This is a genomic window from Streptosporangium sp. G12, from assembly GCF_052983175.1.
Genome location: NZ_JBRIQO010000048.1, coordinates 1 through 18561, shown reverse-complemented (window position 1 = coordinate 18561; position 18561 = coordinate 1). Strand labels below are relative to the sequence as shown.

General features: G+C 71.5%; 18 protein-coding genes and 3 pseudogenes. 11 read left to right on the top strand and 10 right to left on the bottom strand.

The genetic code is table 11. From position 1 onward, the window contains the following. The first annotated feature begins 1 nt into the window (after position 1). Both ACVCAG_RS43510 and ACVCAG_RS43505 read left to right on the top strand, forming a co-directional pair. Positions 2 to 1492, top strand: coding sequence for an ATP-binding protein (locus ACVCAG_RS43510; protein WP_440089311.1), 1491 nt, complete (start codon positions 2 to 4; stop codon positions 1490 to 1492). Next, positions 1489 to 1974 carry a hypothetical protein gene (locus ACVCAG_RS43505; protein WP_440089310.1) on the top strand — a complete coding sequence of 162 codons (486 nt, stop codon included), beginning with the start codon at positions 1489 to 1491 and terminating at the stop codon, positions 1972 to 1974. Before ACVCAG_RS43510 ends, ACVCAG_RS43505 begins: the two co-directional genes overlap by 4 nt. A 37-nt stretch (positions 1975 to 2011) precedes the next feature. Here ACVCAG_RS43505 and ACVCAG_RS43500 read toward each other — a convergent pair whose 3' ends face one another. From ACVCAG_RS43500 to vanY-N, 4 genes are all read right to left on the bottom strand, one after another. Beyond that, complete coding sequence (locus ACVCAG_RS43500; protein WP_440089309.1) at positions 2012 to 2704, bottom strand: amino acid racemase; 693 nt, start codon at positions 2702 to 2704, stop codon at positions 2012 to 2014. A gap of 147 nt (positions 2705 to 2851) precedes the next feature. After that, positions 2852 to 4231 carry a UDP-N-acetylmuramoyl-tripeptide--D-alanyl-D-alanine ligase gene (locus tag ACVCAG_RS43495; RefSeq protein WP_440089308.1) on the bottom strand — a complete coding sequence of 460 codons (1380 nt, stop codon included), beginning with the start codon at positions 4229 to 4231 and terminating at the stop codon, positions 2852 to 2854. After that, positions 4228 to 5184: a D-alanine--D-alanine ligase gene (locus ACVCAG_RS43490; protein ID WP_440089306.1), complete on the bottom strand. Its 957-nt coding sequence runs from the start codon at positions 5182 to 5184 to the stop codon at positions 4228 to 4230. The genes ACVCAG_RS43495 and ACVCAG_RS43490 overlap by 4 nt, the downstream gene beginning before the upstream one ends. A 162-nt stretch (positions 5185 to 5346) precedes the next feature. Then, positions 5347 to 5919: a D,D-peptidase/D,D-carboxypeptidase VanY-N gene (gene vanY-N, locus ACVCAG_RS43485; RefSeq protein WP_440089304.1), complete on the bottom strand. Its 573-nt coding sequence runs from the start codon at positions 5917 to 5919 to the stop codon at positions 5347 to 5349. Between the two features lie 174 nt (positions 5920 to 6093). Here vanY-N and ACVCAG_RS43480 point away from each other — a divergent pair. Next, positions 6094 to 6327 (top strand): annotated as a pseudogene (locus ACVCAG_RS43480) (NAD-dependent epimerase/dehydratase family protein); the annotation flags it as partial. Between the two features lie 23 nt (positions 6328 to 6350). Here ACVCAG_RS43480 and ACVCAG_RS43475 read toward each other — a convergent pair. Next, complete coding sequence (locus ACVCAG_RS43475) at positions 6351 to 7796, bottom strand: MFS transporter (protein WP_440089303.1); 1446 nt, start codon at positions 7794 to 7796, stop codon at positions 6351 to 6353. Positions 7797 to 7929: 133 nt separating this feature from the next. Between ACVCAG_RS43475 and ACVCAG_RS43470 the strand changes: the two genes are divergently transcribed. From ACVCAG_RS43470 to ACVCAG_RS43455, 4 genes and pseudogenes are all read left to right on the top strand, one after another. Then, the gene (locus ACVCAG_RS43470; RefSeq protein ID WP_440089302.1) at positions 7930 to 8865 is read left to right on the top strand and encodes a LysR family transcriptional regulator; all 936 of its coding nucleotides are present in this window, start codon (positions 7930 to 7932) and stop codon (positions 8863 to 8865) included. Positions 8866 to 9117: 252 nt separating this feature from the next. After that, positions 9118 to 9765, top strand: a complete 648-nt coding sequence (locus ACVCAG_RS43465; protein WP_440089301.1) for an HD domain-containing protein — start codon at positions 9118 to 9120, stop codon at positions 9763 to 9765. Next, a pseudogene (locus tag ACVCAG_RS43460) lies at positions 9753 to 10706 on the top strand (GlxA family transcriptional regulator); the annotation flags it as partial. The gene ACVCAG_RS43465 and the pseudogene ACVCAG_RS43460, both read left to right, overlap by 13 nt. A 64-nt stretch (positions 10707 to 10770) precedes the next feature. Beyond that, a pseudogene (locus ACVCAG_RS43455) lies at positions 10771 to 10881 on the top strand (IS5/IS1182 family transposase); the annotation flags it as partial. Positions 10882 to 11424: 543 nt separating this feature from the next. On the opposite strand, the gene ACVCAG_RS43450 reads toward ACVCAG_RS43455, so the two are convergent. After that, a complete protein-coding gene (locus ACVCAG_RS43450) occupies positions 11425 to 12030 on the bottom strand; it encodes a helix-turn-helix domain-containing protein (protein ID WP_440089300.1) in 606 nt (201 codons plus the stop codon). A gap of 59 nt (positions 12031 to 12089) precedes the next feature. Between ACVCAG_RS43450 and ACVCAG_RS43445 the strand changes: the two genes are divergently transcribed. Both ACVCAG_RS43445 and ACVCAG_RS43440 read left to right on the top strand, forming a co-directional pair. Beyond that, the gene (locus tag ACVCAG_RS43445; RefSeq protein WP_440089298.1) at positions 12090 to 13088 is read left to right on the top strand and encodes an alpha/beta fold hydrolase; all 999 of its coding nucleotides are present in this window, start codon (positions 12090 to 12092) and stop codon (positions 13086 to 13088) included. A 271-nt stretch (positions 13089 to 13359) separates the two neighbouring features. After that, positions 13360 to 14247, top strand: a complete 888-nt coding sequence (locus tag ACVCAG_RS43440; RefSeq protein WP_440089296.1) for a CPBP family glutamic-type intramembrane protease — start codon at positions 13360 to 13362, stop codon at positions 14245 to 14247. 202 nt (positions 14248 to 14449) lie between these two features. On the opposite strand, the gene ACVCAG_RS43435 is transcribed toward ACVCAG_RS43440, so the two are convergent. The 3 genes from ACVCAG_RS43435 to ACVCAG_RS43425 all read right to left on the bottom strand — a co-directional run bounded on the left by ACVCAG_RS43435 (position 14450) and on the right by ACVCAG_RS43425 (position 16341). After that, positions 14450 to 14578, bottom strand: coding sequence for a hypothetical protein (locus ACVCAG_RS43435; protein ID WP_440089295.1), 129 nt, complete (start codon positions 14576 to 14578; stop codon positions 14450 to 14452). Between the two features lie 538 nt (positions 14579 to 15116). Beyond that, positions 15117 to 15521, bottom strand: coding sequence for a transposase (locus tag ACVCAG_RS43430; protein WP_440089293.1), 405 nt, complete (start codon positions 15519 to 15521; stop codon positions 15117 to 15119). A 250-nt stretch (positions 15522 to 15771) separates the two neighbouring features. Next, the gene (locus ACVCAG_RS43425; RefSeq protein ID WP_440089292.1) at positions 15772 to 16341 is read right to left on the bottom strand and encodes a dihydrofolate reductase family protein; all 570 of its coding nucleotides are present in this window, start codon (positions 16339 to 16341) and stop codon (positions 15772 to 15774) included. Positions 16342 to 16714: 373 nt separating this feature from the next. Between ACVCAG_RS43425 and ACVCAG_RS43420 the strand changes: the two genes are divergently transcribed. Both ACVCAG_RS43420 and ACVCAG_RS43415 read left to right on the top strand, forming a co-directional pair. Continuing rightward, positions 16715 to 17302, top strand: a complete 588-nt coding sequence (locus ACVCAG_RS43420) for a TetR family transcriptional regulator (RefSeq protein WP_440066822.1) — start codon at positions 16715 to 16717, stop codon at positions 17300 to 17302. A 301-nt stretch (positions 17303 to 17603) separates the two neighbouring features. Next, positions 17604 to 18143: a DUF1062 domain-containing protein gene (locus ACVCAG_RS43415; protein WP_440089290.1), complete on the top strand. Its 540-nt coding sequence runs from the start codon at positions 17604 to 17606 to the stop codon at positions 18141 to 18143. Between the two features lie 337 nt (positions 18144 to 18480). Here ACVCAG_RS43415 and ACVCAG_RS43410 read toward each other — a convergent pair. Continuing rightward, the coding region (locus ACVCAG_RS43410; RefSeq protein WP_440086835.1) for a DUF6766 family protein at positions 18481 to 18561 on the bottom strand (81 nt) is incomplete at its 5' end.

Below are 18561 nucleotides of genomic sequence, written 5' to 3'. Positions count from 1 at the left end.
GGTGACACCCCGGCCGAGCCTGGGGCTGCGTGCCCGGCTGTTGTCCGCCTTCGCGCTGCTGTGCGTGGTCACCGCGGCGGCGGTGGCCGGCGGGATCTACGTCCAGGCCCGCAACGCCATCCTGCAGAGGACCCAGGACGCCGCGGTGCAGGCGATGACCAGCCGCCTGGAGGCGCTCTACCCGTTGCGGAGCGCGGCGCCGGGCCCGGACGAGCTCGGCGAGATCGCCGCGGCCGCGGCCGACCAGAACAGCTTCGCGGTCGCCGTCTACGGCGAGACGCACTCGCCGCTCCCCCCGGCCTCGCCCCCGGCGCCGGGGTCGGGGCCCTGGAGGCCGGACGGGAACGCCCGGCTCTCGGACCTCAAGGTGATCTCACCGGAGTTGCGGCAGGTGGTGGCCGGCGGCCGTACCGCGTGGCAACGCGTGGTCTGGCGGGACGCGCCCATCCTGATCATCGGCATGCCGTTGCTGATCATCGAGCAGGACCGGTCGACGCGGGTGTCCGGCATCGAGGTCTACAGCGCGCGCAGCCTGCTTCCCGAAGAGCGCAGCGTCGACGAACTCGCCGCACGCGCCTGGCTCATCGGCGGGGCGGCCCTGGCGTTCGCGGTCGTCCTGGCGTTGCTGGCCACCCGTGGCGTGCTGGGCCCGGTGCGCGAGCTCGGCCGGGCGGCACGCCTGCTGGGCGAGGGCGAGATGCGGACCAGGATCGCGGTGCGCGGCTCCGACGAGCTCGCCGACGTGTCGCGCACGTTCAACAACACCGCCGCGGAGCTGGAGCGGCTCGTCAGGCAGCTTCGTGAGATGGAGGCCGACGCCCGCCGGTTCGTGGCCGACGTGTCCCACGAGCTGCGCACCCCGCTGGCCGCGCTCACCGCGGTCGCCGACGTCCTGGAGGAGGAGGCGGCCCGGCTGCCCGATCCCGCCGGCAGGGCCGCCAGGCTGGTCAGCCAGGAGACCCTCAACCTCACCGCTCTGGTGAACGACCTCATCGAGATCAGCAGGTTCGACTCCGGTGTCGCGGCCCTCGCGCCGAACGAGGTCGACGTGGCCGAACTGGTGCGCGCGACCTTGCGCGTCCGGGGCTGGTCGGAGCGGGTGGAGGCCGAGATACCGGCCGGGGTGACGGCGCGGCTGGACCCGCGCCGGGTGGACGTCATCCTCGCGAACCTGGTCGGCAACGCCCTGCGGCACGGCGAGCCACCGGTGTCGGTACGGCTTCGCGCCGACCCGCACTGGATCACCCTCGAGGTCCGCGACCACGGACCGGGGCTGGACGAGGCGGTGCTGCCGCACGTGTTCGACCGGTTCTACAAGGCCAGCGCGACCAGGGCCAGGTCCGAGGGCAGCGGCCTGGGCCTGGCCATCGCGCGGGAGAACGCGCGTCTGCACCGAGGCGACCTCACCGTCGCCAACGCCCCGGACGGCGGCGCCGTGTTCACGCTGCGCCTGCCACGCCGGGCACCCGATCCGGACGGAGGCCCCGAATGAGGACCGGACCCGCCCGCCGCATGCTCGCCGCGGGCCTCGTGTCGCTCGCCGCCGTGGCCGGCTGCGGCGTGCAACCCAGCGACGTCATCCCCGCCGGCGACCCGCCGAGCGGACGCGTCGCACCGACCACGACGACCACCCTCTATCTGGTGAAGAACGGCCGGATCAGCGCGGTGACGCGGCCCCGTGATCGTCCGATGTTCCCGGCGGACACGCTCACGCTGCTGGCGGACGGACCCACCGCGGGGGAGCGGGCGAACGGATTCACCACCGAGGTCCCGCCCGAAGCCGGTCCGTTCTCGGTGACCGCCAGGCCGGCCGGCCACCTGGTGGTGACCCTGTCCACTCCGGCCGGCGATCTGTCCGCACCGGCCGTCGAGCAGATCGTGTGCACGGCCGCCGCCACGGCGCCGGGAGGCCCTGCCCAGGTCACCGTCGTCGGTGCCGGGCAGAGCGTCGGCCCCCGCAGCTGCCCGGGGTAACGCCGGCGCGCCGGGAAGGAAGGCGACCGAGGGTGCGTCAGCCGGCCAGCGCGAAGCCGGCCGCCGCCTCCGCGTGCAGCCGAGCGCTCGGCAGCAGCGGGACGGCGGTGTCCTTCTCGGTGATCAGGAGCTCGATCTCCGTGCAGCCGAGGATGACGCCTTCGGCTCCGCCGGCTGCGAGATCGGCGATGATCTGGGCGTACGCGTCCCTGGAGGATTCCCGGAGCACCCCGCGCACCAGCTCGTCGAAGATCACGCGATGGGCCAGTTCCCGCTGCTCGCGCCGCGGGACGATCACGTCGAAGCCGTGGGCGGCCAGCCGATCCCGGTAGAAGGGCTGCTCCATGGTGAAGCGAGTGCCCAGCAGGCCGACCTTGCGCATCCCCCTGGCGCGGACCTCTGCGCCCACGGCGTCGGCGATGTGCAGCACGGGCACGCCCGTGGCCCGCGCCACGTCGTCGCTCACCCGGCTGAAGGTGTTGCTGCAGACGAGCAGGACCTCGGCGCCGAGATCCTCCAGTTTCCCGCCGGCGTCGGCCAGCAGCGTACCCACCTCGTCCCAGCGGTCGGCGAAGATGAGGTCCTCGACGGTCGTGTAGTCGACCGACCAGATGAGGCTGTTGGCGGAATGGCTGCCGCCGAGTCGCTCGCGTACCCGCTGGTTGACGATCTGGTAGTAGATCATCGTCGATTCCCAGCTCAACCCGCCGATGAGACCGATGGTGCGCATGGAACTCCGTTTCGATGGCTTGTGCCGGCAGGTTGGTCGGTGCCGGCCACGGTGACGGTGCCGCCACCGGCCCGGCCGGGTCCGGCCAGGCGGTGCGTCGGCGTGAACTCGCCCGGTCCGCCCGGCCCCTCGGCGATGCGCCGGCGGTCAGGCGCCGGCCAGCGCACGGGCGCAGGCGCCGAGCCCGATCTCGCTGGAGGCCTTGACGAACACCACGTCTCCCGGTTCGACAAGCGCGGTGGCAAGCCTGAGGGCCTCGGCCACGTCCTCGGCGGCGTGGACGGCCACGCCCCGGTTCGAGGACTCCGCCGCCTCCGCCATCGCGAGCGGATCCCCTGCCCCGACCGCGATCAGCACGTCGAAGCGGAGGTCGGCGACGAGCCGGCCCATCTCCGCGTGCCGGGCGCGGGAGGCGTCCGCCTGCTGCCCCATCGCGCCGAGCACGGCGACGGTACGGCGGGTGCCGGCCAGGGCCTTCACCGCCCGCAGCCCGGCCCGCATGGATTCGGGGCTGGCGTTGTAGGCGTCGTCGACGACGGTGATGCCGTCAGGTCGTTCGACGATCTCCAGTCGGCCCGCTGAGCGCCGCCGGGCGGCGCTCAGCCCGTCGGCGATCTCGGCGACGCCCAGGCCGAGTGCGGTGGCGACGGCGGCGGCGGCCAGGGCGTTGCCCACCTGGTGCTCGCCCAGAAGGTCGAGCTCGACCGGGGCGCGGCCGGAGGGTGTCACCAGCTCGAACGCGGTTCGCGCGCGGTCGGCCATCCGCACGTCTTCGGCCCGCACCTGCGCCTTCGCCGACCTGCCGTACAACAGGATCCGGGCTCTGGTGCGGCCGGCCATGCCCATGACGTACGGGTCGTCGGCGTTGAGCAGTGCGAACCCGTCCGCCGGAAGTGCCTCGACCAGCTCGCCCTTGGCCTCGGCCACGTCGGCCGGTCCGGTTCCCATCCGTTCCACGTGCGCGGTGCCGACATTGAGCACCAGCCCGACCCGGGGTGGTGCGATCCCGGTCAGGTACGTCAGGTCGCCCTTGCGGCCCGCACCCATTTCCAGCACCAGGTATCGGGTGGCGGCATCGGCGCGCAGCACGGTGAGCGGCAGCCCGAGCTCGTTGTTGAACGACCTGTCGGTGGCGACCGTCGCGGCGTGCCGTTCGAGCACCTGGGCCAGCAGGTCCTTGGTCGTGGTCTTGCCCACGGAGCCGGTCAGGCCGATCACGGTCGGGCTGATGTGTTCGAGCAGGTGCCTGGCCAGCAGGCCGATCGCGAGCTGGACGTCCTCGACCACGAGGGCGGGCACGCCGACGGGCCTCGAGGCCAGCACGGCGACGGCGCCGCCCGCGACGGCACCGGCCGCGTGGTCGTGACCGTCGACGCGGGCGCCGGCCGTCGCGACGAACAGGCCGCCGGGCACCACCTCGCGGGAGTCGACCGCCGAGGGCGCCGTCACCTGTGCCCGCGGGTCGCTCACGTCATGCAGGCTCGCGCCGACGACCTGTGCGATCTGGTTCAGCGTCATGGGGATCATGAGCCGCTCCTGGCGAACGCGAGGTCGACGAGGCGGCGCAGCAGGTCCGGGTACGGGACGCCGCTCGCGGCCCACGACCTGGCGTAGACGGAACGGGAGGTGAAGCCGGGCATGGTGTTGATCTCCAGCACGTACAGGCGTCCCGTGTCCTCCTCGTAGAGGAAGTCGACACGGGACAGGCCGTAGCCGCCGATCGCCCGGAAGGCGCGCAGGGCCAGCTCGCGCACGTCCTCGGCCACCCGTTCCGGCAGCGCGGCGGGGATGGCGGCGATCTCGGCCCGGCTGAGGTACTTGGCCTCGTAGTCGAGCCAGTCGCCGGGCACGATGAGCTCGCCGGGCACCGAGGCGTCCGGGGTGTCATAGCCGCCGAGCACGCCGCAGATGACCTCGCGCGCGGTCACGCCCTGCTCGACGATGACCACCCGGTCGTAGGTCAGCGCCAAATCCACGCCCGCGCGCAGCTCCTCCATGGAGGTGACACGTGAGATGCCGATGGAGGAGCCCATGTTGGCCGGTTTGACGTACATCGGCCAGTCGAGCGACTTCACCAGACCCCAGTGGTCGGTGGTGGTGCCCCATTCGTACTCGGTGAACCACACATGTGGGGTGACCGGAATGTCCTCTCCCAGGAACGCGCGCCGCATCGCGACCTTGTTCATGGCCACGGCGGAGGCCATGACGCCGCAGCCCACGTACGGGATGCCCAGCGTCTCCAGGTGACCCTGGACGACGCCGTCCTCGCCGAACGGCCCGTGCAGCACGGGGAAGACCACGTCCACGAGATCGCGTCGCAGTTCCACCGGCCACCTGCCCTGCCGGTCGATGATGACGGCGACGGGCTCGTACAGATCCCTCGGCAGGGCGTTGAGCACGGCCTGCGCCGACTGCAGCGACACCTCGTGCTCGGCGGACGGCCCGCCCGCCAGCACAGCCACGCGTACGCGTTCGGTCACGATCGATCAGCCTTCCTCGGTGGCACGGAGACAGCCGGACCCGCCACTGGGGGAACAGGCGCCGGTCAACCCCGTCCACTGTCGGCCGACCGTGTCCCCGCCTCGTCAGCGCCGTGTCATGGTTGTGTCACGGCCGGGCCGTCCTTGGGGACTGCCTGTGGGCTACGGCCGGTCCGGGTACTCGCCGACCTGGCCCACGCCGGGGTGGGGCCGTCGTCGTGGTGGCCTGCCGCCCCTGTCCGGGCGGTACTCGAAGTGCCACCACTCGTTGTCGTAGATGCGGTACAGGTCGTAGCGGGCGCCGTGTTCCTCCAGCCAGCGCGCGCCCTCATGAGGGCGTACGTCCAGCGCGACGCCTTTGACGTGGGAGGATTCCGCCGGTGGCAGCACGAGCATGCGCGCCAGCGCCGGGGAGCCGGAGCGGCGCACCTCCTCGTCGAACATCCGTTGCTGGACATGGGGATCGCGGTATCCCGAGGTGAGGCCGATGAGCTGGCCGTGACGCCAGAGCGCCCGGGCGCGCGCCGCGGTGAACGCCGCCAGGGCGCCGTCGGTGAGCCCGGTGAGGTCCTCGGCGGGGAAGCGCACCCGCAACGCCCAGCGGCAGGCCAGTTCGCGGGCACGGCCGGGATGGCGGACGAACGCCGCGGGCAGCAGGAACACGGCGAGCACCAGCGTGACCGCGGCATACAGCCGGTCACGGGGCCGAAGCGGGATCGTGCGTGGCTCGTTCATGACGAACCACGATTGGCGCCGGATGTGCGCCCGTTGTCCGCCGCATGTCACCGTTTCTCGATGACGGCGGCCGTCGGCAAGGTCGTGACACGGCCATGACACGGCGAGGATGAGGCGGGCACCCGGCCGGCTGCGGATCGAGGGCACCCACTGGACCCGTCGCCGGTCAGCCGGATGGCCCCGATGATCGCCGCGATCGGGCGTCTGGAGAGGGCTGTGCTGGGTGCCGACCGGACCGAGGGGATCGTGCTTCGCTACGGCGCGTTCTACGGACCGGGCACCTCGATGGAGCCGGGTTCCGAGCAGCTCGAGATGATCCGTGAGCGAAAGTTCCCGATCGTCGGCGAGGGCGGCGGGGTGTGGTCGTTCATCCACATCGCCGACGCGGCTGAGGCGACGGTCGCGGCGGTCGAGAACGGCGCCTGCGGTGTCTACGACATCGTCGACGATGATCCCGCCCCGGTCGCCGAGTGGCTGCCGGAGCCGGCCCGGATGCTGGGCGTCAAGCAGCCGATGCGTGTGCCGCGGTTCGTCGGACGGCTGGCCGCCGGGGAGGCCGGCGTCGTGCTGATGACCGAGCTTCGCGGCGCGTCGAACGCGAAGGCCAGTCGAACGCGAAGGCCAAGCGCGAGCTGGGCCGGCGCCCGGCGCACCCGTCCTGGCGGGAGGGGCGCCGCGGCGCGCCGGGGGAGCAGCAGCGGGGTCGCCAGCAGGAGCACGCCGGCCAGGCCGATGGCCGTGCGCGGGCCGAGCACGCCGCCCAGCACGCCCCAGACGGCCGTCAGGAGCGCGGTCGAGACCTTGGTCGTCACCGCCCAGGCGGAGAGCGTGCGGGCGACCCGGTCGGCCGCGGTGCGCTCGAGGCGGTAGGTGGCGCAGACGGGGTTGAAGACCCCGCAGCAGAAGATGAGCCCGAGTTCGACGCCCATCACCAGCAGCAGCCCTCCGGTGCCCGGCCCCAGGAAGACCAGGCCGACGGGCCAGAGCGCGCGCAGCGTCCCCGCCACGACCAGGACCCGGTGCTGTCCGAACCGGGTGACGAGCGGCCGGGCCAGCCGCGAACCGAGCAGCCCGCCGATCGCGGGCGCGGCGAAGGCGAGGCCGTACTGCCAGGGTGCGAACCCGAGCCTGCCGAGCATCAGGACGGCCAGCAGCGGCCCGGTGGCCATCACCAGGCCGTTGAACAAGGCGGTGTTGAACAACAGCCGGCGCAGCGTCGCGTCGGCGAGGATGTACCGCCAACCGTCGAGCAGGTCCCCGGCCCGCATGCGCGCGGCCTTTCGGCGTTCGGGCCGCGGCTCCCGGCCGCCCATCGCGCCGATGCCCAGGGCCGAGAGCAGGTAGCTGACCGCGTCGGCCACCACCGTCGCCACCGGGCCGAGGAGCCCGATCGCGGCGCCGCCCAGCGGCGGGCCGATGATCGTGGCCGTCCAGGTCGTGGACTCGAACCGGGCGTTGGCGACGAGCAGGTCCTCGGCCGGCAGCAGCGTCTTCAGGTACGCGCCGGAGGCGGCGCGGAAGGTGATGTCGGCCGCCGCGACGACGACCGAGACCAGCAGGAGCTGGACGAAGGAGAGCACGCCGAGCGCGAACGCGGCGGGGATCGTCAGCAGCGCCGCGAACCGCACCAGATCCATCCCGATCAGCACCGGCCGCTTGCGGCGGAACTCCGCCCACGGGCCGAGCGGCACCGCCACGGCCGCGCCCGCCAGAGCCCCCACGCTGGACAACGCCGCGACCTCCGCCGGGCCGGCGTGCAGCACCTGGATCGCGATCAGCGGGAACGCGCCGAAGGCGAGCCACGTACCGAGCGCGCTGGTCCCGTACGCCCCCCAGAGCCACCCGAACCGCCGCCCCAACCGGTGCCCGTTCCTCATGTTCGACGCCCCTCGTCACTCATCCGCACAACCGATCCGCGATCGGAAGCATCAAAGCGAGCATCATGTCCGGGGATCAAACAACTACAGGCCATCCAGCCACAACCAATGGTTGTACTCATAGGGTGTCCGCATGGACCTCGACACCGTCCGGACCTTCGTCGCCGCCGCCGACGCGGGGCAGTTCCAGGAGGCCGCCGCCGAGCTGGCGGTCACCCAGCAGGCCGTCTCCAAGCGCATCGCCGCGCTGGAGCGCGACCTCGGCGTGCGATTGTTCACCCGCACCCCGCGCGGCGCCGAGCTCACCATCGACGGGCAGGCGTTCCTGCCCCACGCCCGCGAGCTGCTCCGGGCCGCCGAGCGCGCGGTCGCGTCCGTGCGCGCCGGCAGCCGTCCGCTGCGCGTCGACGTGATCACCTCGCGCAGCGCGCAGTCGGGCCTGATGCGCGACTTCCACCGCGCGCACCCCGAGATCGAGCTCGACGTGGTGATGCTGTTCGACATCGAGAAGGCACTCGCCGCCATCCGGTCCGGTGCGATCGACGCGTCCTTCCGCGCCGTCGCCGCACCCGGCCGGCCCCTTCCCGAGGGCATCGAGTCCGTCCGGGTGCTCGACGAGGCGCTCCAGCTCCTCACCGGGCCCGCCCACGCGCTGGCGGGCGCCCGGTCGGTGACGGTCGCCCAGCTCGCCGGACACCGGATCTGGATGCCGGGGATCGTCCCCGGTACCGAGTGGGCCGCCTACTACGACGATCTCGTCGCCGAGTTCGGCCTCACCATCGAGGCGACCGGCCCCAACTTCGGCTCCGACGCGCTCCTCGACACCGTCGCCGACACCCCGGCCCTGGCCACCTTCATGGGCGAGCAGACCCGCCTGGTCTGGCCCGCCGGCCACGGCCTGCGCCGCATCCCGGTGACCGGCCCCACGCCCGTCTATCCGCACTCGCTCCTGTGGCACCGCGACAACCCCCACCCGGGGCTGGCCACCCTCCGCGCCCACCTCGCCGCCGCGGCGGCCGGCCACGGCGCCGCCGGGACCTGGACGCCGGACTGGGCGATCACGCGCTGAACGCCGCCGCCCGGCAGGCACGAGCAGGCACGCCAGAGCCCTCGACCAGGGTGAGGAGCCGCCGTCACCGAATCGTTTTCAAGATCGTCTCTGGCGCCGGAATCCGGTTCGATCCTTTCCGGGGACCATCCCGGCCGATGTCCGTATCTGTGGGTTGTAGGGCCCTGCGGTCATGGCGCCGCGATCGGGCGGTTCATAGATTGGAGATGCCGCCGGAGGAGCCGGCAGGCGACGTGAGCAGGGGGAATGGCGATGATCGGGGACTTTTCCGCACCGGCCGGGATACGGGTGCCGGACTCGACGCTGGCGAAGGAGGCGACCGAGCTGGTACGCGAGAGCGCGAGCGAGCTGATCTACGACCACTCGCGCCGGGTGTACTTCTTCGGCGCCCTGCAGGGGCGCAACCGGGATCTGGGCTTCGACCCCGAGCTCCTCTACGTCGCGGCCATGTTCCACGACCTGGGCCTGGGTGAGCCCTTCCACGACAGCGGGCGGCGTTTCGAGGTCGACAGCGCCGACGAGGCCCGCCGTTTCCTGCGGGAGCGCCAGGTGCCCGAGGACGGCGTCCGCCGGGTGTGGACCGCGATCGCCCTGCACACCACCCCGGGCATCCCCGAGTTCATGGAGCCGGAGGTGGCACTGGTGACGGCGGGGGTGGAGTACGACGTGCTGGGCATCGGCTACCACGACATCAGTGAGGCCGACCGGGCGGCGATCGTGGCCCTGCACCCGCGCCCCGACTTCAAGCGGCACATCCTCGACGCCTTCACCGAGGGGATCCGGCACAAGCCGCAGACCACGTTCGGCAATGTGAAGGCCGACGTGCTCGCCCACTACGTTCCCGGTTTCGTGCGCGGGGACTTCGTGCGCACCATCCTGGACTCTCCGTGGGCCGAGTAGCCTCGCGACGGCGGGCGGACCACGTGGTCGCGGTGGTGGCCTTCGACGGTGTGCAACTGCTGGACGTCACCGGTCCCGCCGAGGTCCTCACCACGGCGAACGGTTTCGGCGCCCGTTACGCGGTACGGGTCGTCTCCCCGTCCGGAGCGGACGTGCGCACCTCCTCCGGGGTGCGGATCGGGGTGGACGGAGCCCTGGAGAGCCTGCCCGCGCGGCTGGGCACGGTCGTCGTCCCCGGCCGCCACGACTGGCGGCGGGCCGTGGCCGACCAGGATCTGCTCGCCCTGGTCACGGAGCTCACCCGCCGCTCGGCGCGGGTCACCTCGGTGTGCGCCGGGGCCTTCGTGCTGGCGCAGACGGGAGTGCTCGACGGACGGCGTGCCGCCACCCACTGGCGGCTCGCCGCGCAGCTGGCGGCCGCCTATCCCCGGGTGAGGGTCGAGCCGGACCCGGTGTTCGTCAGGGACGGCCACGTCGTCACCTCCGCCGGCGTCACCGCGGGCATCGACCTGGCACTGTCCCTGGTCGAGGCCGACCACGGGTCCGGTCTCGCGCGCGACGTCGCCCGCGAGCTGGTCGTCTTCATGGCCCGCCCCGGAGGGCAGTCCCAGTTCAGCGCCCGTCTGACCCCGCGGGAGGCGGCGCATCCGGTGCTGCGGCTCGTGATGGACGCCGTCGTGGCCGACCCGGCCGCCCCGCACAGCCTGGAGTCCCTGGCCCGTGACGCCGGTGTCAGCGCCCGCCACCTCAGCAGGCTCTTCCGCCGCGAGACGGGGACGACCTTGGGGCACTACCTCGAGTCGGTACGGCTGGAGGCCGCCCAGGCTCTCCTCGAAGCGGGGAACAACCCCGTGGAGAGGGTGGCCGAGGAGTCCGGCTTCGGGTCCGCGGAGACCATGCGCCGCGTCTTCCAGCACACCCTGGGCGTCGCCCCGACCACCTACCGGGCACGCTTTCGCACCACCACCGCCGTGACCCGCGCGGCCGTGCCGGGGCACCTCGTGCATCAATCGGATCAAGGAGTGGCGCGGCCTGGCCTTCCGCTTCGACAAGACCCCTGAAAGCTACCTTGCGGGTCTGCATCTCCGCGGAGCCCTTTTATGGATCCGAAGCCTTCAACACCTCCGAAGATCCGAAGTCCGTACAGGCCCTAGAGGGATCGGCAGCTGGCGCAGCGTCGGCATGACCAAGCCGAGCTGGACGCCCAGTACGTCGGAGTCCACCGTGTCGAGCGGTATGAGCGCGACTGCCCCGAGCCTGGCACAGCGAAGGGCAGAGTAGACGTCATTCATGGACGCTCTCGTGTCCTGACCGCTCCTGCCGCCAAGGAGACGCGCCAGGAGGTTTACACTCCGCCGCGTTCGCATGCGGTATGTGTCTAGGGCTGTCCTGCGAGGGGAATGTCGCTGTGCTCGGCCCACGACTTGATCGCAGGCCAGTCTCCCGCCCACTGGTCGCGATTGATGGTTCCACCCCGTTGGATCTGTGGAATCTCGACCACCCCGAACAGGGGATGGTGATCCCGCGGCGTGGGGGTCCGGTCGATCACCGTCGGGGTCCACCGCGTGAGGACGGAACGGTGCCGAGCCAGGGCGACGCGGCTCGCGGTCCGGCCACCGGCCGTGGAACGTTTCAACCGGTTCGAATTGCTTGATCAGCTCATCTGGTCTGATCGACCGGCCACTCGGTGCCGGTGTCCGTCCCCGGTTCCGGCCCGGGGTTCGCCCTCGGTTCCGGCCTGGGTTTGTCCGGTACGACGACGAGACTGACGATGCGACGGGTGCGGCCGTCGCCCTCGGCGTGGCTGACCCGTGCGAGGACCGCGCGCTCGATCTCCTCGACCATCACGGCGAACTCGTCTTCGGTCAGGCACACCGCCGCCTGCCGGTAGACCACGCCGTCCGAGACGGGATCGGCGTCCTCGTGGGCGAGGTAGCGACCGAAATCCGCCATCAACGATGCCGCGAAGGTGGTGAACGCCCGCTGGTGGTCCTCCCGCGTCATCGCCGCCCGTGCCGCGGGGTCGACCACCGCTTGCTTGGGGCGTATCCGGTAGCTGCGCTCCACCGTGCCGCGCACCCGTCTCTCGTCCACCACCTCCAGCACGCCCGCGTCGGTCAGCACGGCGATGTGCCGGTACATCGTCGCCGGCGCGATGTCGGGGAGGCGCTCGCGCAGCTGCGCGGTGGTCATCGGGTCGGTGTCGAAAAGCGTTTGCAGGATGCGCATCCGGACGGGGTGCAGGAGAAGGTCCGCGGTTGACATGGACCTATTTTCTCATATGAGATAATGTTCTCAAAGTTGATAACAATGAGAGGCGGGACATGCGCGACGTCGACATGACGGTTACCGCGGACGACGGACTGTCCCTGGCCGGCACGCTGACCCTGCCCGCGGGCCCCGGCCCGCACCCGGCCGTCCTGCTGCTGCACGGATCCGGGCGGCTGGACCGCGACGCCAACACCGGCCGGCTCCGCATGGAGCTCGGACCGCCGCTGGCCGCCGCGCTCGCCAAGGACGGGATCGCCACACTGCGCTACGACCGGCGCGGCGTCGGCGCCACCTCCGGCGACTGGCGCGCGACCGGATTCACCGACAACCGGCACGACGCCGCCGCCGCACTACGCGCCCTGGCCGGGCGGCCCGGCATCCGGGCGGACGCCATCGGCCTGGTCGGGCACAGCGAGGGCGCCGTCCACGCCATGTCCCTCGGCACGCACCCGGGGGTCGGCGCGGTGGTGCTGCTGGCCGGGTTCGCCCGCCCGGGTGAGGACGCCCTGCGCTGGCAGGCCGGGATGATCGCCCGCGGCCTCCCCGCGCCGATGCGGCCGCTGCTGCCGGTCCTGCGGGCCCTGGCCGCCCGGCACCTGGCTCAGATCAGGACGAGCAGCGCGGACGTGGCCCGCTTCGCCGGGATGCCGGTGAACGCCCGGTGGATGCGGGAGATGCTCGACCACGACCCGCGCCCGGACCTGGCGAACATCCGGGTCCCCGTCCTGGCGATCACCGGCGGCAAGGACATCCAGGTCGACCCGGCGGACCTGGACGAGATCCGCAGGCTGGTGCCCGGTGAGGTCGAGGTCCAGCGGATCCCCGACCTCACCCACCTGCTGCGCCGTGACCTCGGCCGTCCGTCGGTGCGCTCCTATCCCCGGCTGCTGCGTCGGCCGGTCGACGCCGACCTGCTCGCGCGGGTGGCCGGCTGGCTCGCCCGCCGGCTCCGGGAAACGTCCGGGAAGAGCGACGAGGACCGGGAGAATCCATCCGCTTCGGGGCGCGAATCTCCCGGTGAGACAGAAAATTCCCTGGTCAAGAGCCCCTAGCCCTGCCATTTAAGGCCATTCCACGGCATTCCGGCCCTTCTGGTCGGCACGGCCGGTCAGGTGCCGGCTGGGCGTCGCGTCCGGTCGGCGCACGTGTTCTCGTCGCTCCCGGGCTCGCTGCCCGCCGCGCCGTTCCGCGTCGTTCCGCGTTGTTTCACGCCGTTCCGTGTCGTTCCGCGCCGGCCGTCGAGAACGCTCGATCGCGGTTTCCTCTCCTCCCCGCGGCAGGAACCAGAGATTCCTCCCCGTGACACCCGTGAAAGGGAAAAGCATGACCACCGCACCCCCCGCCCGCCGGCAGAACGGCCTCGCTCTCTTCTGGATCGTCACGTTCGTGACGAGCTGGGCTTTCTGGCTCACCGCGATCATGCTCGGTGGGTCGGCGATGAGTTTCCCCACCGTCGTCCCCCACCTGCTCGCCGGCTTCGGCCCCATGATCGGCGCGATCGTGATCCGGGCGCGCCGCGCCCGGCGCCGTCAGCCCGTCCCCGCTCACACGGTGCGGCTCCGGCTGAGCACGCGGCTGTTCTGGGTGCCGCCCCTGCTGGTGACGGCGTCGGCGACCGTGGTGGGAGCCGCGCTGCTCGCGTACCTCCTGGGGGGTCCCGAGGTGAGCCTGACGGCGGGGCAGCATCTGGTCGCGACCATCGGCGGACCCGTGCCGTTCCTCATCAGCATGCTGATCGCCGGCCCGTTGTCCGAGGAGCCCGGTTGGCGTGGCACGGCGTACCCGCGTCTGCGCGCGTCGTTGAGCCGCCTTCAGACGGGCCTGCTGCTGGGTGTCGTCTGGGCGGTGTGGCATCTGCCGCTGTTCTTCGTCCCCGGGACCGTCCAGGCCGGATTCGGGCTGTTCAGCTGGAGCGGGCTGCTGTTCACGATCAGCGTCATCCCGATGGCGCTGCTGACCGGCTACGCCTACGAGCGTGCCGGGGTCGCGGCGTCGATCGCGGTCCACTTCGGCGTCAACGCGACGATGGCGTTGCTGAGCGTCAGCTCGCCCCTGACGATGGCGTCCGTCGTGGCGGTGCAGATCGTCGTCGCGATCGCGCTGCTCGCCTCGCGGCGTGGCCGCGACGACAACCCGCCGGTTGACGCGGACCCTCAGCCGCACCGGGCCGACACCGACGCGCCGTACCAGACCGGCCGGACCCGCGGTTGATCGGTCCGGGTTGGATCGGCCCGGAGCGTCTGCCGGGTCAGCTCCCGCGACCGCGTCCCGTGGCTGTCGGAAACAGACATCGGAGACGGACGAGCCCGGCGGACCGGCAGGCCGGTTCCCGCCGGGCCCGGTGCGAAGGTGTCCGGGTCCCCCGCGTGCCGGGGAACCCGGGCGCCTTCGCCACCTGGCAGCGGGGCGGGGCCTAACGGGTCGTTCGCCACACGTCGGCCACCCGCTCGGCCGCCTTGGCCGCCTTGGCCGCCTGGGCTCGGCCGGCGCGGGCGGCGGCGGGACGGCGGGCCGGGTCGAGCATGTTCCACGAGCTCGACACCGCTCGCCGCGTCGAACGTCACGAACTCTCCCGACTCCGCCTCCACGCTGGTGATCACCAGTCTGCGCTCCGGCCAGGTGTGGACACCTCCGAGCCACCGCACGATCTCCGCCCGCCGTTCGGCCTCCGAGGGGGTCCTGACGGCGAGCCATCCTGCCCATCCGTACCCGGAACTCCGCCGGATCGCGGGCCCGGATCGCGGCCCACACCAGCCGGGGCAGGTACAGGCGGGTAACGCGCGGCTTCGCCTCCCCGCCGGGGGCTTCAGCTGGGCCGCGTACCGCTGCTCCAGATCGAGGCCCGCCAGGAGCTGCACGCCCACGACGGCGCGAAACTGCGGACTGTCTCCGGCTTGGCCCGCGGTCAGCACGAACGACAGCGGACGGCAGTGCCGATCAGCCGACAGGTGGACCTTGCTGCTCAGCCCGCCCCGGGAGCGGCCCAGCCTGGCTGCCGTCAGCCGGATGCGGCGCCGTCGTCGTAACCGCCGGCGTTCGCCTTCACCTTCGTCTCCGCCGGGTTCGCCGTTGTGGGAGTTTTACCCCTTTGGCGTAGCCCCCTTTTCCTGCTCGGCGGCCTTCTCCAGCGCCTTGACCAGCTCAGCGTCCAAGACCATTCCGGCGGCGTGGTGGTGGGCGCGGGCGCTGGTGGAGTCCACGCTGACCAGGTCAAGGTCGGCCTGCCCACGCGCAACGTCCTCAGCGATCATGGTCTGCATCAGTTGCTCGAAGACGCCGGCCATCGCCCAGGAGCGGAACCGGTCATAAACGGTGGACCACGGCCCGTACTCGACCGGCAGATCCCGCCACGGGCTGCCGGTACGAAACCGCCACATCACGGCGTTGAACTGCTGCCGCAAGTCCGGGATCGGGCCGCGCTCACCCAAGGGCAGGTGAGGATCGGTCAAGCACCATTCCTCATCGGTGAGCTCTCCACGCGCCATGGCGATGGCCTACCAGGACGGCAAGCCACCGCGCAGGCGAATCCCTCTGATCTCAACTCCGTACAGGCCCTAGGTCTGCCGGCGGGCGGCGCCGGGCTGTGGAGCGGGAGCCTCCGCGCGCCGTGCTCACGGAAGGCGCGCAGGCTCGTGGCGAGCGGCTCGGCCGCGACCGCGGCGCGGTCGCGGCGTCGGCGTGCGGGCGGTCCAGGACGACGGGGTGATCGCTGGTGGACTGCCCGCGCCACAGCGGTCACTTCTTGTCGTAGGTGAGGATGACCGTGCCGTTCTCGAGGGTGCGGGTACCCGTGAGCTCGAAGTGGGTGGGGGAGAAGTCGGTGGTGAACAGGGGGATCCCGGCTCCGGCGACCACCGGGTAGAGCTTGATGACGAGCCTGTCGATCTCCGGGAGCAGGGTGCCCGCCAGCCGGGCGCCGCCCGTCAGGTAGACGTCCTTGCCGTCCTCGGCCTTCAGCCGGCGGATCCTGCCGACCACGTCGGTGGAGATGATCTCAACCGCGGGGTCCAGGGTCTCTTTCATGCTTTCGGAGACCACGTACTGGCGCAGGTGGGCGTACGGGCTGGTGACCCCGATCTCCAGGGCGGGCTCGTAGGTGACGCGCCCCTGCACGCCGACGTCGAAGTTCCGGTTGGGACCGTGCACGCCGAGTTGCTCGCGCAGGTGCGTCGGCAGGGTGTCGGGATAGTCCTCGACGATGAAGTCGATGACGTCCTGCGTCACCGGGAAGAAGTCGGCGCTCCCGTCGGGGGCGGCGATGCGGCCGTCGATGGTCATGCCGATGTAGTAAACGAGCTTTCGCATATCTGGTCCTATTCACGGTCTTTATTTGGTTTCAAGCGGGATGGTGTGAAGCGGTGGCGTCCTGGAGCCGGCCGCGCCGGGCTACCGGTTGCCGCCGGGCTTGGGCAGGGACCTGGGCCGCGGTACCGAGCGCGGTCGGGGATTCGGCCGTAGGTGACCCGGCTTGGTCTGGGGGAAGGCGCGTGAGGCCGGGTCGGCTGTCCATGAGGGAGCGGCGGCGGACGGCGTGGTGAAGCCGGTCAGGGTGTTGAGCCGAACTCGCATCTCTGCGTTCCTCTCGATTGGTGCTTTCGGTGTAGTACTCTGTCTGTAGTGGTTGAACCGTAGTACTATGATTGCAGTGGTGTCAACATCGATTCCAGGAGAGATCGCAATGCGGCAGAATCCGGCACGACGGGCGGCGCTCCTCGACGCGGCCATCGAGGTCCTGGCCCGCGAGGGCGCGCGCGGACTGACCTTCCGCGCCGTCGACGTCGAGGCGCGGGTGCCCAACGGCACGGCTTCCAACTACTTCGACAACCGCGACGATCTCCTCACCCAGGTCGGCCACCGCTTCTACGAGCGGCTGGAGCCCGACCCGGGGGTGATGGCCGCCGTCCTGGAGGGTCCGCGTGACCGCGACCGGGTCACCGAGCTCATGCACGACCTGGTGGACCGCGTCAGCCACTTCCGTTCCGGATACCTGGCACTGCTGGAACTTCGCCTGGAGGCCACCCGCCGCCCGGAACTGCGCCGCCTGCTCACCGAACGCATCCGTGCCGACGTCGAGGCCAACATCAGCCACCACACCCAGGCCGGCCTGCCCGGCGACGCGACCACCGTGGTCCTGCTCTACCTGGCGCTGAACTGGCTGATCCTGGAACGGCTCACGCTGCCCGACATCTTTCCCGAGGACCAGATCCACACCCTGGTCACCGACGTGGTCGAACGCATCCTGCCCGGCCCCCGACGCGCGACCTGACGCACGCGTCCCGGGCGATCTCCCGGTCGGCGGCAGGGACCACCGCCGCCGGAAAACCGTTTGAGCCTTCTTCCCGCGTTGCCGTAGGTTGCCTGCGACCGCGCCGCAGTGAGGACAGAGGACAAACCGCGTGACCCCGCCTGCTCTTTAGACCTGACACCTTCTTCCGCTCACCTTCAAGCCGGCCCTTCCGTCGGCTCTGCCGGGTTGCCCGTGCGCGCCCGGCCATACAGCGTTTGAGGCCGCGCGCAATCGGCCTCGTGTCAGGTCTAGAGAGATCATGTCTTCACAACCTCATATCGTGCTGCCCTGGGTCGTTCGCCGGACCAGGCTGCCTCTGCTGTCGTTGCGGTGCGTGGACTGCCGGTCGGAGTCGGCCACCACCGGCGAGGGCAGGTTCCGCGTCAACGCCAACGGCAACCTGCTGGACGTGTGGCTGCTGGTCCGCTGCGTGTTCTGCGATCGGACGAGCAAGCTCACCGTGCACGAGCGAGCGCCGGTCAGATCCCTCGATCCGGCCGAGCTCGACGGCTATCACGCCAACGATCCGGAGCTGGTGGCGTCCAGGCTGCTGGATCCGCTGCTCGCCCGGCGCAACCGCTTCACCCTGGACTGGAAGGGGGCCTGGCGGCTGGACACCCCGCAGGCATGGCTCGACGAGGCGTGGCCGGTCCACGTGGAGGTCGTCTTCGAGGATCCGGTCCCGGTGCGCCCGGATTGGCTCATCGCACGCGGACTCGGCTTCAGCAGGAACGAGGTGCGGCGCCGGATCAAGTGCGACACTTCGTTGCGCCGTCCGACGAGCACCGGGTTCACCTTCACCGTGATGGCCGGGGACTAGCGGGCACGTAGCCGCGGCGCGCGTTCCTCGAGCGTCCGTGCGCGACACGCCTCGTCCGGCGGCGGCTCCGGTGGCAGAAAGTCGCCCAGGGCGGCCACGGTGTGCGCGGAGCGGGCCGGCGTGGCCCGCTCCGCCGCGGCCTTCGTCGCCGGCTCCACGACGGCACCGCAGACGGCCGCTCATGCACGTGATATCGGACCATGTATCACGTGCATGAGCGGTAGCCGATCATGGCGGAGCAGGCGATCCGGCCCCGAAGCAGGTGCGCGGCTGAGCGGAGCAAGGACGTCGCGCGGTGCCCGCGAGGCGTGATGGAAAGGGCACGGTGTGCGGCGGGTCAGCCTTCCACGCCGGTCTCCTCGTGCGGGGTGCCGACGGGTTTGGACTCCGGGGAGCCACGCTGGCGCAGGTAGACCGA